Source organism: Agrobacterium sp. NPDC058088 (assembly GCF_042885035.1).
Classification (GTDB): Bacteria; Pseudomonadota; Alphaproteobacteria; order Rhizobiales; family Rhizobiaceae; genus Agrobacterium.
Map to the genome: position 1 here is coordinate 235,392 of NZ_JBHVSU010000001.1, position 13,375 is coordinate 248,766.

The following is a 13,375-nucleotide window of genomic DNA, read 5'->3' on the forward strand; positions in this document are numbered from 1 at the left end:
TTTTGAATTGAGAGCGGCGATTAAAACGGGTGCTGCACCTTTTTGCAACCGTCAACTTGTCGCGGTGGTCAGCGCTTTTTGCGCTGTAACATGCAGCCAGTCTGTCGGCAGCTTGTCGTAACCGCTTCCCTGCCGGGCTTCGATCTCTACGCCCGTCCAGTCATATTGCCCATAAAGCTCCTCCAGCCACGACCTGGAAGGATAATTGTAATAACGGCCGAACGTGTCGCGACCCTCCGCTTCTCCGGCCTTGAAGCTCGCATAAAAGACGCCGCCCGGTTTCAGCGCGGTGTGGATGCGGCCGATGATGCCGGGCAAGGCAGGGCGGGGCACGTGCAGCAGGCAGGCATTGGCCCAGATGCCGTGATAGCGCCCGACCTCATCGATATCTTCGAACAGCAACGTTCTGACAGGAATGCCGAGCCGGGTTTGCGCCGCTTTGGCGATGTCGGGTGTTCCATCGGTCGGGTGCACGTCGAACCCGGCTGCCAGCATATATTCGCTGTCCTGCCCACCGCCGCATCCCAGCTCCAGGATGCTGGTGCCCTTTTCCAACTGCGAGAGGAATGTCTCCAGATGCGGGCGGTCTGCCGCCTGTCCGCGGGTGGCGTAGGCGGTCGCGTTGTCGGTATAGAAACCGATCGTGTCGTCGTCTTTGGCGACCATGATCTCAGCTTTGCGACTGGCTCTGGCTCTGCGATTGCTGCACGGTGACCGAGACATTCAAGGTCTCACCGGCCGGGCCGATGCGCATGCCGGATATAGGCGCGCAATCGCGGTAGCAGAGGCCAGATGCGATGCGGACGTAACGGTCATCGGGGCAGATATTGTTGGCGGCGTCGAAGCCGACCCAGCCAAGACCCGGAAGATGCACCTCCGCCCAGGCGTGAGTGGCCGTCTGCTCTTCCACCTCTTCCATCATCAGATAACCGGAAACATAACGCGCCGGAAGGCCCATTAGCCGGGCTGCGGAAATCAGGATATGGGCGTGGTCCTGGCAGACGCCCTTGCCTGCCTCCAGCGCCGCTTCCGCCGTGGTTTCAATGTCGGTTGCACCCGGCACATAGTCCACCTTGCGGTGAATATTTTCCATGAGATCGTGCAGACGGGAGAGTTCGGTGTCGCCAGTGCTTACCTTTACCAGTTCGCGGACGAGCTTTCCCGGCTTGGTGCGCGGCGTCTCGCGCTGGAAGAGCCACAGCGGCGCATTGCCGACATGAGGGCCGACCACGCCCGCCTTGTCTTCTGTGGTGACGAGACCGCTTGCCACAACCTTGACCTTGCGTTGCGGGCCCTCCGTTTCCACCAGCGCGACCTGGTTGCCGAAATGGTCGTCATAGGTCACTTCGACGGTAGCGCCATCGACCGAGACATCCCAGTCCTCAACCGTCTGGCATGGGCCGGTCTGCGGTGTCAGTCGCAGCCGTTGCAACGCATAGGGCATCGGCTCGTCATAGACATATTCCGTCGTATGGGTGATTTTCAGACGCATCAGCTGTCCCCGTCCACGCGCTTATTGATAGAAGCGGTAGCCTTCCGTGATTTCCTGTCCCAGTTGGCCGTTGCGGTTGACGAACCTCTCCAGAAATTCGTGCAGACCTTCGTCCATCACCCGGCCGATGGTGGTTGCGCGCAAGCTGTCGCGAATGCTCTCGGCCGTATCATGCGCCTTGTGCCTATCGCCGTAATCTTCCGCTATGTAGTTGAGGTTGCTGGCAATCTTTTCATAGCAATAGGCCAGCGAACGCGGCATGCGGCCGTTGAGAATAAGGAAGTCGGCAATATTGGCCGGCTTGTATTCCGCATCATAGACCCAGCCATAGGAACGGTGCGCCGAGACCGAGCGCAGGATGGATTCCCATTGCGCATTGTCGAGCGACGAGCCCACATGCGCCACGGCCGGCAGCAGCACGTAATATTTGACGTCGAGGATGCGCGCCGTGTTGTCCGCCCGCTCGATGAAGGTACCGATGCGGGAGAAATTATAGAGATCGTTGCGCAGCATCGAGCCGTGGAAAGCGCCGCGCACCAGACCGGCGCGATGTTTGATGACATCGATGGTCTGCGGCAGCTCGGCGTGGCTAAGCTTGCGGCCGAGGATGTTCTTCAGCTCGATCCAGAATTCGTTGGTGGCTTCCCACGTCTCCCGGGTCAGCGCCGTGCGCACCATGCGGGCATTGTTGCGGCCCGCTTCGATGCAGGACATGACGCTGGAAGGGTTCGATTTTTCGCGAAGAAGATAATCGATAGCATTTGCCGCCGTCACCTTTTCGCGTGTTTCGAGGAATTCCTCGTGCACGCCCGCGCTTTGCAGCACGCCGTCCCAGTCCTCATCACCGCTGCCGGAACGCGTCAGTGAAACGCGCAGGCCCGCGTCGATGAGCCGGGCGATGTTTTCAGCGCGCTCGATGTACCGGAACATCCAGTAGAGCCCGTTTGCCGTTCTGCCCAGCATGGCTTAATCCTCCAGTACCCAGGTATCCTTGGTGCCGCCGCCCTGGCTGGAATTGACCACCAGCGAGCCCTGCTTGAGCGCAACGCGGGTCAGGCCGCCGGGGATGATCTTCACCTTGTCCGACACCAGCACATAAGGACGCAGATCGACATGGCGCGGCGCGATGCCGTTCTTGACCATGATCGGCACGGTGGAAAGCGACAGCGTCGGCTGCGCAATATAGTTGGAGGGGCGGGCTTTCAGCTTTTCGGCAAACAGCGCCCGTTCCTTTTTCGATGCGGTGGGACCGACCAGCATGCCGTAACCGCCCGAACCGTGGACTTCCTTGACAACGAGCTCGGCGAGGTTGTCGAGAACGTATTTCAGGCTGTCCGGCTCGGAACAGCGCCAGGTTGGCACATTTTCCAGGAGCGGCTTGCGGCCCGTATAAAATTCGACGATCTCGGGCATGTATGAATAGATCGCCTTGTCATCGGAAATGCCGGTGCCGGGGGCATTGGCGATGGTGATGTTGCCGGCGCGGTAGACATCCATGATGCCGGGAACGCCAAGCGCCGAATCCGGCCGGAACGTCAGCGGGTCGAGGAAATCGTCGTCGACACGGCGGTAGAGAACGTCGATGGCTTCGTAGCCACGTGTCGTGCGCATCTTTACCTTGCCGTCCATGACGCGAAGGTCGGAACCTTCCACCAGCTCCACGCCCATCATGTCGGCGAGGAAGGAATGTTCGTAATAGGCGGAATTATAGATGCCGGGGGTCAGCACCGCGACGCGTGGTTTGCCGGTGCAGCCGGGAGGCGCGAGCGAGGCAAGCGACTGGCGCAGCAGATAGGGGTAATCCTCCACACGGCGCACGCGGTTTTCGTGGAAGAGTTCCGGGAACATCTGCATCATCGTCTCGCGGTTTTCCAGCATGTAGCTGACACCTGACGGCGTGCGGGCATTGTCTTCCAGAACGTAGAACTGATCTTCGCCGGTGCGGACGATATCCGTGCCGACAATATGGGTGTAGACACCGCCGGGCGGGGTGAAGCCGATCATTTCCGGCAGGAAGGCTTCGTTCTTCTCGATGATCTCCCGGGGGATGCGACCGGCGCGGATGATTTCCTGCTTATGGTAGATATCGTCGAGGAAAGCATTGAGGGCGAGGACACGCTGTTCGATGCCCTGAGCCAGTTTGCGCCACTCACGGCCGGAGATGATGCGCGGGATAATATCGAAGGGTATCAGTTTTTCTGAACTATCGGCATGGCCATAGACTGCGAAAGTAATACCGGTTTTTCGAAAGATGTTTTCCGCGTCTTTTGATTTCTGGATCAGGTGCGCCCTGTCCTGCCGGCTGTACCACTCGTTATAGTTTTCGTATGGGCTTCGCGGCGTTTCGTCCGCATTTATCATTTCGTCAAATGCCAACTTCGATGTCCCCTTTTTTGCCATTTGAATACAACGAGAAATGCAATGCAAGAACTATGCAGGCCTCCCCGAGAAGATTTTTTGTCGCCCTAGAGTTTTAAAAAAGAAGCGTTTTTTGGGTTTCAGCCTATAAATGCGGCATTCGCAAATTGGTTGCGCGACGGCGAGGGGTGTAACGAGGTGGCTGTGCTGTGTACGCCGTGGGCGAATGCACAAAATTCGTTCGATCGCTTTCGATTGAAGAAGATCGGATATTGCATCAGAAAATCTGAAAGATGCGATCACCAAAACACTTTTGACCTTTCGTCGGGATGCGGATACCGCCTTCCTAATACTCAGCTCGATCACGCGCGGGTTTTGCGTAAAGTCGCAGAAGTGCCAATTCGCCGCCTTTCCTGCACCGCGTTCGGTTACGGGCATCATGCGGCACAAGGGATGTTCCCATGTCGCTCGACCGTCTGGCTCCGGCCATCTTCGTCTTTCTCTGGTCGACCGGCTGGGTCACCGCCAAATATGCCGTCTATTATACCGGGCCGCTGACCTTTCTGTGTCTTCGCTATCTTCTGGCGGGGGTGTTGCTGTGGGCGATCTGCCGCTTTTCCTCCATCCAGTGGCCAGAAAGGCGTGTCGATGTTTTCCGGGCCATCTTCTCGGGCGTGTTCCTGCACGGTCTTTATCTCGGCATGATCTGGTGGGCGATCGGACAGGGTGTGCCGGCGGCGATCGGCGGCATCATTGCCGGTTTGCAGCCGCTGATGACGGCGGTCGCCGCCCGCTTCATGATCGGCGAAAAAATATCGCCCCTACAGCGCGCCGGCCTGCTCATCGGCTTTGCCGGCATCGCCATTGCCGTGCTGCCGAAGGTCATGGCCGTCGGCGCTGCGGGCCTGTCGGTGCCACTCTATGCCGTGGCGGTGAATGTTCTCGGCATGACATCGGTCACCTTCGCGACCCTCTATCAAAAGAAATATGTGCAGGGCGGAAACATCATGGCGATTGCCACGCTGCAATATGTCGGGGCGCTTCTGGTGACTGTTCCCTTCGCCCTGCTACTGGAGGACGGCCACATTGACTGGAGTCTCGGTCTTGCCGCGACGCTTGCCTGGTCGGTTGGTGCCATTTCCATTGGCGCGGTTGCGCTCCTTCTTTATCTGATCAGGCGTGGACAGGTGTCGCGTGCCGCATCGCTGATCTATCTCGTGCCACCGCTTGCGGCGGTAGAGGCAGCACTTCTGTTCGGAGAGACGCTGACACCCGCGATGATCGCGGGGACGGTTCTTGCGGTCACGGGAGTTTACCTGACGAACCGTAAGACATCGCAAGGGGTTGCAACGCGTTAATTTCCACAACCTCATATTAGAGGTTTGTTAACCATAAAATTATACCTCTCGTTAATCACATGATTTGGCGGGGGTTATATGTCTATTTCACGTCGTGGTGTTCTGTTCGGATTGCCGCTGTTTCTGGCCGGCTGCGCACACACCGGTATTGGCGAGCAGAGGCTCAATTATGCGGCGAAGCCGGAAGAAAAGTTTCCGCTTCCCGCCATGCATCTCGATAAGGTCAAGCCGGAGCTTCGCCGGCAGGAAGTCGCCTATGACACCAGCCATCCCGCTGGAACGGTGGTGGTGGATACGCCAGCACGGCGGCTCTATTACGTTCTGGGCGATGGTCGCGCCATGCGTTATGGCGTGGGTGTCGGACGGCAGGGCCTTGCATTGAAGGGCGACGCCTATATCGGCCGCAAATCCGAGTGGCCCTCCTGGACGCCGACAGCGAACATGATGCGCCGTGATCCGCGCAACCTGAAATTCGCCGGCGGTATGCCTGGTGGCCCGAACAATCCGCTCGGTGCGCGTGCGCTTTATCTCTATCGCGGCGGAAACGACACCATGTTCCGGCTGCATGGCACTAACCAGCCGCAATCCATCGGCCACGCCATGTCGAGCGGCTGCATCCGTATGCTGAACCACGACATTATCGATCTTTATAGCCGTGTGCCTGTTGGCTCTCGGGTCGTCGTGTTGCAGGCGTGAGTGAGAGGCGGATTTTTCCGCCTTTGCCACGCAAAGAAATGCCTGTACCCTTGAGTTGATTTTTTCGGCAGAAGGTCAATTTTGTGCTGGAAAATCAACCATGTGTAGAATGCCTCCCTTTCTGTATTTAAGGGAGTTCTGCTATATCGGAAACGTGATTTCCAGTGTTCGAGACGTGTATCCATAAAGGGTTGAATGCACTGTATCGAGCGCGGCATCACTTCAACGGGGACACATGAACATGGCAATTTTCGACAATCTTTCTCGCTATCGCCCGCAGGCGCTCGGCGCGCTGCGCATCATGACGGCGCTGCTTTTCATTTCGCATGGAACGCAGAAGCTTTTCGGTTTTCCGGCATCGCAGATGGACGGCTCTTTGCCGACGATGCTGCTGGTGGCGGCGCTTCTGGAGTTCGTCGGCGGCATTCTCGTGCTGATCGGCCTGTTCACGCGTCCGGTCGCCTTCATCCTGTCCGGTCAGATGGCTGTCGCCTATTTCATCGCGCATGGGCCGAAGAGCTTCTTCCCGGCGCTCAACGGGGGCGATGCCGCCATCCTGTTCTGCTTCATCTTCCTTTATCTGTTCGTTGCCGGTCCGGGCGCTTTCTCGGTGGATGAACGCCGCGCCTGATTGGCCGGTACGGTCACTGATCTTTATCGAGGCCCCGTATGGTTGGAACCATGCGGGGCCTCGTGTTTTGAAGTGGCGGAAACTTCGGTCGTCGCCGAAGCATTGGCGCTTGTTTTCGGGTTAGGAACGGGTCATCCCGAACGACGTTGGAAAATCGATCCGTGACCCCCCAGAACACCATAGCTCGCGAATTGCTGCTTCTCGCCCTGCTGTCCACGCTGTGGGCCGCATCCTACACCTTCATCAAGATCGGGGTGGAGACCATCCCGCCCATCACCTTCATCGCATCGCGCACGCTGATTGCCGGTCTGTTGCTTCTCGCGGTCATCCGGCTGCGCGGGCTGCGCCTGCCCACGGATTTTGCGACGTGGCGGCTGTTCTTCATCCAGGCCTGCATCAACAGCGTGCTGCCCTTCACGCTGATCGCCTGGGCCGAACAGAGCATTGATGCCGGGCTTGCCGTCATTCTCAATGCAACGACGCCGATCTTTACCTTTCTTCTCACCGCGCTGGTCATCCGGCACGAGGCGGTGAGCGGGCGCAAGCTGTTCGGCACCATTGCCGGCATGACGGGCGTTTGCCTCATCATCGGCATGGAGGCGCTGGATGGTGCGGGCGAGGCGATATGGAGCCAGGTCGCCGTGCTGACGGCGGCGTTTTCCTATGCCTGCGCGGCCATTTTCAGTAAAAATTTCAAAGGGCTCGATCCGATCATGCCGGCTGCCGGCTCGCTGATCTGCGGTGCGGTGCTGCTGTTGCCCGTCAGCCTGGTCGTTGACCGACCCTGGACCTTGTCGCCTTCGGCGGCCTCTTTGACGTCGCTTGTGTGCCTGAGCGTCTTTTCAACGGCGCTCGCCTTCATGATCTATTTCCGGCTGATGCAGACGCTGGGCTCGGTGGGCACCACCTCGCAGGCTTATCTCCGGGTGCCGGTTGGCGTCGCCATCGGTATGGCGTTTCTCGGGGAGGTACCGACATCGGCCATGTGGGTGGGGCTCGTCTGCGTGATCGCCGGCGTGCTGGCGATGACCTTGCCGCGCCGGCGTCGATCGGTCGAGCAGGGCGGTTGACGGCAAAGAAAAACCCCGCTGGCCGTGATGGCTGCGGGGCTTGATTGGCGAGCGGTGGCCGCTTGTTTCTTCTCCCCGGCGGGGAAAAGAAAGGCCGCGGCGTCCTCAATCCATTCAGATGGTCTTAACGGTTACGGCCGCGATTGCCGTTGCCGGAGGCGCGCTTTTCCTGGCCGTTGCCGCCAGCAGGGGCGTGGCGGTTGGCGCCGCTGCCACCGGGCTTGCGGGCCGGGCGGCGGTGCTTGCGGGGGCCGGCCGGGCGGCCTGCGTCGCCTTCAGCCTGCTTCACACGCTTGAAGTCGGAGGTGACTTCCAGATCATTGTCCGCCTCGCGCGGCGCATGGTTGCGGGACGGGCGGGATTCGCCGTTATGGCGGCCGCCTTCGCGGGGACCACGCTGCTGGCCGCCATTATTGTTGCGGCCGCCACGGTTGTTATTGGGGCGTGTCGGGCTGGCAAGCACGGACGGACGTTCGCCCGAGGCAACCGGAATATCGATTTTCATCAGCTTTTCGATGTCGTGCAGCAGGCGGGTTTCGTCCGGTGCACAGAAAGCGATGGCGATGCCGTCGCGACCGGCGCGGGCGGTACGACCGATGCGGTGAACGTAGGCGTCAGGCACTTCCGGCAGGTCGTAGTTGAAGACATGCGTCACAGCCGGGATGTCGATGCCGCGGGCGGCAACGTCGGTTGCGACCAGAACCTTGATATCACCGTCCTTGAAGCCCTTCAGGGCGCGCTCGCGCTGGCCCTGGCTCTTGTTGCCATGGATGGAGGCGACCTTGAAGCCGATATGTTCGAGATGCTTGTAGAGCTTTTCCGCGCCATGCTTGGTGCGCAGGAAAACGATGGCGCGGCCATCCGGGTTTTCGTTCAGCGACTTTTTCAGCAGGTCGGTCTTGTCGTTCTTGCCGGCAACGAAATGCACGTATTGCTCGACCTTGTCGGCAGCCTTGCCCGGAGGCGTGACTTCGACCTTGACCGGATCGGTCAGGTAGCTGTGCGACAGATCGGCGATTGCCTTCGGCATGGTGGCCGAGAACAGAAGCGTCTGGCGCTTGGCCGGAACCATTCTGGAAATCTTGCGCAGATCGTGAATGAAGCCGAGGTCGAGCATCTGGTCGGCTTCATCAAGCACCAGATAGGTGACCTTGGACAGCGAGATCGCATTGCGGGCGATGAGATCAAGCAGGCGGCCGGGGGTCGCCACGAGAATATCGGTGCCCTTTTCGAGCTGAAGCTGCTGCTTGTTGATCGACGCGCCGCCGACAACCTGGTTGATGCGCAGCGGCGTCTTCTTCACGAAGGAACGCAGGTTGTCGCCGATCTGGTTCACGAGTTCGCGGGTCGGTGCGAGAATGAGGGTACGGGTGGTACGGTTTGCCGGCCGGTCGGCCTGCTTCATCAGCATTTCGATGATCGGCAGGCCGAAAGCGGCGGTCTTGCCGGTGCCGGTCTGTGCGAGGCCGATGAGATCGCGGCCTTCAAGCAGCAGCGGAATGGCCTTTGCCTGAATAGGAGTAGGAGCGGTGTAGCCAAGCTGGGTAACGCTGGCCACAATCTTTTCAGAGAGGCCGAGTTCGCTAAAACTGGTCAATAGTATAGCCTTTCGGGGCGCCAAAAACCAATCGTCCGGAACAGGGCTGCTGTCCGGCGGTTTCGGCGTCAAGAACCCCGCGTGAATTGGGAACTTGTGGGTTGGAATAACTTTCTGCGCATCAGTGCGGCAAATGCCGTCTTCTGTATTCGTTGCGCTTTTCCTTCATGCGGTCCAGGTGATCCTGGTTCATACGCTGCAGCTCACGCGGCTGCCGAAGGTGAAAGCTTGACGGGGATGTGGGCGTTTTGTCGATCAAAGTCAAGCGATAGTTTTGTAACGATCCCGCCGGAAGGCGCATGGCAGCCATGCGCATCGGTTGCCGGCTACTATCGGAACGCACGCGCGCAAGCGAAGAATTATGGTTAAAAAAGGGTGACGCGACCCGCGGATACATAGCAAAGATCGATTTTCTAACATAACGTTTTTTGTGACGGCATCCGGAAATATTTGATTCGACAGGGATGGACTGCAGGGTGTGGAGTATCGATTGACCGAGGGCTGCGGGTTGCTGGATAAAGCGTGCAGGGCCGTTGCCGCCTTGGACCTGCCCGCGTGCATCAAGGACAGCGAGCTGCGCTATGTCGTGGTCAATGCCGCCTATGGCCGGGTGATGGGGCGTGCGCCTGCGGCATTCGAAGGCCGCACCGGCCTTTCCCTTTCCGGCGATATTCGTGACGCCGAGCGCGAGGACAGGGAGCGCCGCTCGCTGGTCTTCGCCACCGAGGAGATGATTGCCTGCCATGTCGCGGGTTCCCCGGTGCCGCACACGCTGCGCTGCGAGCGTTTTATCGGCGATGACGGCAATATTTTCCTCTTCGAGGTGTTCGAAGACATGCCGTCTGCCGTGGTGGCGGAGTTTCCGGATGCCACGGGTACATCGGATCTGTTGTTCGGCAGTGGCGTGATCGATCTCGTGGACGCGGGTATCGTCATTTATGACGGCGAAAACCGGCTGGTTTATTGCAACGCGCGCTTCCGTGAGTTCTATGGCGCCTTCGGCGTCCAACTGATGCCCGGTGTCCGGCTCGAAACGTTGATGGAAGCTCTCTATTTTTCGAGTGGCTATCGCGACACGAAGAAGGATGATCCTGCCTTTGAAAGGTGGATGCAGGCGCAGCTCAAGGATTTTTCCCTACCCTATTTCGAAAGGGTGGAGCAATTCGCCGATGGCCGCTGGGTACGCGTCGTTAACAAGCGGCTGGAAAATGGCATGCTGGTCGGGCTGCGCGTCGATGTGACCGAGTTCAAGGCGCATGAAACGCTTCTGAGCACCCAGATCCGCGAGACCTGGCTGCTGCGCGCCGCGCTGGAACAATTGCCTGTCGGCGTGTTTCTGAGGGATCAGGAGAGGCGGCTGACCTTTGCCAATGCGGCCTATGAGAAATTTCTGGACGGCAATCTTGCTGATCAAATCGGCAAGACGGAATGCGAGATGTTTTTGGAGGAAGGGCCGCAGTTCCGGCGGGAAAACGAGCATATTCTGCAAACCGGGGAGTCGTTTGAAAAGACGGCAAGTGTTCTCCTGCCGGATGGCAGCACCGTTCCCATCATCACCCGGCTCGGCCGGGTTGCGACGCCTGACGACGAATATTATCTGGTGGGTTCGGTCACTGATGTCAGCCTGCTACAGGACCGGGAAAACGCGCTGATCGCCGCGCAGGCCGAAGCCGAGGCGCTGCACCGGCAGCTCCAGGCGGTTCTCCACGCCCTGCCGGTGGGCGTGCTGCTGCTCAACGCCGATCTTGTCATCGAATATGTCAATCCGTTCTTCTACCAGGTCTGGGGCGAGATCGGCGGCGAGAAGTCGCTGGTCGGCAAGAGCTATCGCGAATTCATGACGATGAATTTCGACAGCGGCCTTTACGACTATGGCGACCGGTCCTTCGACGAGGTCTATCAGGAGCGGGCGCAGCGGTTGGCCGAAGATGCGGTGTTCGCTCCCCGCGAAGTGCGCAGCAAAAGCGGCAAGGTGACCGTTATCTCGAAAACCCGCCTCGAAGGCGGTAAAATCCTCAGTACCTATGCCGATGTCACCGATGTGCGCATGCGGGACGCCGAGATCAGCAAGGCGAAGGCTGAACTGGAACGCGTCGGCGAATATATGCAGGGCGCCACACGCGCCATGGCGCAGGGGCTGGTGCTGGTCGAGCAGGGCACGATCATCATGTCCAATGAGGCGATGGCGCGGATGTTCGACGTGCCGCCGCATCTCCTGGAAAAGGGCCGCAACTGGTCGGGCTTCTTCGCTCACTGCGCCGGGCGCGGCGATTTCGGGAGTGCTGACGAGGCTGCCGTGACGCTTGCTGCCTGGAAAGAGAACATTGCCGCCAACCGGCCGTTTTCCTGGCTCATCCATGTCGCGGGCAAAACCTGGCTCAATCTGGAAGCCACCAATAGTTCCGGCAATTACTGGCTCATCATCGTCACAGACGTGACCGAGATGAAGATGCGCGAGGAAGAGTTGCAACGATTGCTCGCCCGCGCAGAAACGGCCGATCGGGCGAAGTCGGAGTTTCTGGCCAATATGAGCCATGAAATCCGCACGCCGATGAATGGCGTGCTCGGCATGGCGGAGCTTCTGGCCAAGTCCAAGCTCGATACGCGCCAGAAGACTTTTACAGACATCATCGTCAAGTCAGGCAATGCGCTCTTGACGATCATCAACGACATTCTCGATTTCTCCAGGATCGAGGCCGGGCAGATGAAGCTGCGCAGCGTGCCTTTCGATCCTGCTGAAGCGGTGGAGGATGTGGTCTCGCTCCTGTCTTCGGCAGCGCTGGAAAAGGACATCGAGTTGATCGTCCGCATCGATGCGTCGGTTTCCGGCAAGGTCATCGGCGATGCCGGCCGTTTCCGCCAGATCGTCACCAATATTGTCGGGAATGCCGTCAAGTTCACCGAAACCGGGCATGTCCTGGTCGAGCTTTCGGCGCATCCGGCGGAGGCGTCGGAAAGTATGTTTTCGCTGCGCGTCGAAGACAGCGGCGTCGGTATTCCGGCCGACAAGCTCGAGACCATCTTCGACAAGTTCAGCCAGGTCGACGGTTCGGCGACGCGGCGGCACGAGGGAACGGGGCTCGGCCTTGCGATCACGGTCGGCCTTGTCGGCCTGTTCGACGGCAAGATCGATGTCGTCAGCGACGTCGGCAGGGGCTCGGCCTTCGAGGTCAATATTCCGTTTCAGGTGATGGAGCAACGGCGGGACGTGCCGCTGTTTTCCGTGGCGATCGACGATATCCGGGTGCTGGTCATCGACGATAACGACGTTAACCGCCGTATCCTGACGGAGCAGCTTCGAAGCTGGGGCATAGACGGCCATGCGGTGGAGGATGGGCCCTCCGGCATTGCCGTGCTGGAGGAAGCGATGTCGCTTGGTTTTGCAATCGACGCCATTATCCTCGATTACCATATGCCCGTCATGAACGGGCTCGACGTGGTGCAACGGATCCGGGCGGACAAACGCTTTGACGATATCGCCATTGTTTTCCTGACCTCGATGGATATCGTGGGCGACGAGACGCTGTTTACCGATCTCAACGTGCAGGCGCATCTGATGAAACCGGCGCGGGCGCGGCTGCTGCGCGCCACCCTGTTCGACGTGGTGCGCGATGTGCGGAAGGGCCGCCGGCAGCATCCACTGACGCAAGGGACAGGTGGGGAGAATGTCCCGCCGGAGAGCCGCCCCGCCGAAAGGAAACAACGGACCGAACCTGCGGCCGCTATTCCCGAACGCAGCCGCCCGTGCCTTCTCGATGTGCTGGTGGCCGAGGATAACGATGTCAACCAGATTGTCTTCAGCCAGATCTTGCAGCAGGCGGGCCTGCGCTTCCTGATCGTCGGCAATGGCAAGAGGGCCGTTCAGGCGTGGGAGGAGTATAATCCCGCCCTCATCCTGATGGATGTTTCCATGCCTGTCATGAACGGTCACCAGGCGACGCTGGCGATCCGCGCTGCTGAAAAATCCGCAGCCGACGGCCGGCATGTGCCCATTATCGGCGTCACCGCCCATACGCAGGAGGCGGACCGGGAACGCTGCCTGGAAGTGGGCATGGATGATTATCTGTCGAAGCCGATCAGCCCCGAAAGTCTCGAGGACAAGATCGCGCAATGGCTGGGCCAAGACAGGCTGCGGCGGGATGCTCCGGGCATCTGAATATCCGGCCTCACAAT

10 protein-coding genes are annotated in these 13,375 nt (G+C 59.4%); 5 read left to right on the forward strand and 5 right to left on the reverse strand.

What is annotated here, in order from left to right; genetic code table 11:
* Positions 1 to 51 precede the first annotated feature (51 nt).
* From ACFVTJ_RS01205 to ACFVTJ_RS01220, 4 genes are read right to left on the reverse strand one after another with little or no spacing between them, the layout of a single operon-like run.
* Positions 52 to 666, reverse strand: coding sequence for a class I SAM-dependent methyltransferase (locus ACFVTJ_RS01205; protein ID WP_386903918.1), 615 nt, complete (start codon positions 664 to 666; stop codon positions 52 to 54).
* A gap of 4 nt (positions 667 to 670) precedes the next feature.
* Complete coding sequence (locus ACFVTJ_RS01210; protein ID WP_386903920.1) at positions 671 to 1,492, reverse strand: transglutaminase domain-containing protein; 822 nt, start codon at positions 1,490 to 1,492, stop codon at positions 671 to 673.
* A 21-nt stretch (positions 1,493 to 1,513) separates the two neighbouring features.
* Complete coding sequence (locus ACFVTJ_RS01215; protein WP_386903922.1) at positions 1,514 to 2,455, reverse strand: alpha-E domain-containing protein; 942 nt, start codon at positions 2,453 to 2,455, stop codon at positions 1,514 to 1,516.
* A 3-nt stretch (positions 2,456 to 2,458) separates the two neighbouring features.
* On the reverse strand, positions 2,459 to 3,868 hold the full coding sequence (locus ACFVTJ_RS01220) for a circularly permuted type 2 ATP-grasp protein (protein ID WP_386903924.1): 1,410 nt from the start codon (positions 3,866 to 3,868) through the stop codon (positions 2,459 to 2,461).
* A gap of 443 nt (positions 3,869 to 4,311) precedes the next feature.
* Between ACFVTJ_RS01220 and ACFVTJ_RS01225 the strand changes: the two genes are divergently transcribed.
* The 4 genes from ACFVTJ_RS01225 to ACFVTJ_RS01240 all read left to right on the forward strand — a co-directional run bounded on the left by ACFVTJ_RS01225 (position 4,312) and on the right by ACFVTJ_RS01240 (position 7,605).
* Positions 4,312 to 5,208 carry a DMT family transporter gene (locus ACFVTJ_RS01225; protein WP_386903926.1) on the forward strand — a complete coding sequence of 299 codons (897 nt, stop codon included), beginning with the start codon at positions 4,312 to 4,314 and terminating at the stop codon, positions 5,206 to 5,208.
* Between the two features lie 78 nt (positions 5,209 to 5,286).
* Positions 5,287 to 5,904: a L,D-transpeptidase gene (locus ACFVTJ_RS01230; RefSeq protein WP_386903927.1), complete on the forward strand. Its 618-nt coding sequence runs from the start codon at positions 5,287 to 5,289 to the stop codon at positions 5,902 to 5,904.
* Between the two features lie 241 nt (positions 5,905 to 6,145).
* On the forward strand, positions 6,146 to 6,535 hold the full coding sequence (locus ACFVTJ_RS01235) for a DoxX family protein (RefSeq protein ID WP_386903929.1): 390 nt from the start codon (positions 6,146 to 6,148) through the stop codon (positions 6,533 to 6,535).
* Between the two features lie 161 nt (positions 6,536 to 6,696).
* Positions 6,697 to 7,605 carry a DMT family transporter gene (locus ACFVTJ_RS01240; protein WP_386903931.1) on the forward strand — a complete coding sequence of 303 codons (909 nt, stop codon included), beginning with the start codon at positions 6,697 to 6,699 and terminating at the stop codon, positions 7,603 to 7,605.
* 124 nt (positions 7,606 to 7,729) lie between these two features.
* Here the strand turns inward: ACFVTJ_RS01240 and ACFVTJ_RS01245 are convergent, their stop codons facing one another.
* Positions 7,730 to 9,202 carry a DEAD/DEAH box helicase gene (locus ACFVTJ_RS01245; RefSeq protein WP_386903933.1) on the reverse strand — a complete coding sequence of 491 codons (1,473 nt, stop codon included), beginning with the start codon at positions 9,200 to 9,202 and terminating at the stop codon, positions 7,730 to 7,732.
* Between the two features lie 490 nt (positions 9,203 to 9,692).
* Here ACFVTJ_RS01245 and ACFVTJ_RS01250 point away from each other — a divergent pair, with 490 nt between their 5' ends.
* Positions 9,693 to 13,358 carry a response regulator gene (locus tag ACFVTJ_RS01250; protein WP_386903935.1) on the forward strand — a complete coding sequence of 1,222 codons (3,666 nt, stop codon included), beginning with the start codon at positions 9,693 to 9,695 and terminating at the stop codon, positions 13,356 to 13,358.
* Positions 13,359 to 13,375 lie beyond the last annotated feature (17 nt).